Genomic DNA, 588 nt, shown 5'->3' with positions numbered 1-588 from the left:
GGTGGGTTGCCCCATTCGGAAATCTGCGGATCAAAGTGTGTTTGCTCACTCCCCGCAGCTTATCGCAAGCTACTACGTCCTTCATCGCCTGTAATCGCCAAGGCATCCACCATGTGCACTTATTCGCTTGTCCCTATAACGTTAGCCTCTTCATTCTTTCAAATGAAAAGAGCGCTACAGGGATAAGAAAGTACAACGTTGTTGCTTGTTTGTTGATACATACAATCATTACCCATCGATTCACTTTTTACGGCAAACCGATCAATAAATAATCTTTACTTCTTCCAGATTGTTAAAGAACATACAGCACTTGATCTCGAAAAGACCAAACCTAAATCCCGGCGCCACCTGCGCTGATTTACGTTTGAACTTTTGGTGGAGGATGACGGGATCGAACCGACGACCCCCTGCTTGCAAAGCAGGTGCTCTCCCAGCTGAGCTAATCCCCCTAGGGTATTTCCAGACTACAGAAACTGGTAGGGCTGGTTGGACTCGAACCAACGACCCCCGCGTTATCAACACGGTGCTCTAACCAGCTGAGCTACAGCCCCAAATGCTGTTCTTCTTTATTAACAGCCGATAAGTGTG

Annotated in this window: 2 tRNA genes and 1 rRNA gene; all 3 read right to left on the bottom strand. The window is 47.3% G+C overall.

Going from position 1 to position 588, the window contains the following annotated elements:
* A 23S ribosomal RNA gene (locus AC0V2Y_RS28845) occupies window positions 1–133 on the bottom strand; the annotation flags it as partial.
* A gap of 240 nt (window positions 134–373) precedes the next feature.
* Window positions 374–449: transfer RNA gene (locus AC0V2Y_RS28840), tRNA-Ala, on the bottom strand.
* A 25-nt stretch (window positions 450–474) separates the two neighbouring features.
* A tRNA-Ile gene (locus AC0V2Y_RS28835) sits at window positions 475–551 on the bottom strand.
* Between the last annotated feature and the right edge of the window lie 37 nt (window positions 552–588).

The organism is Janthinobacterium sp. BHSEK (assembly GCF_056174685.1).
This window is presented reverse-complemented; position numbering and strand designations above follow the sequence as displayed.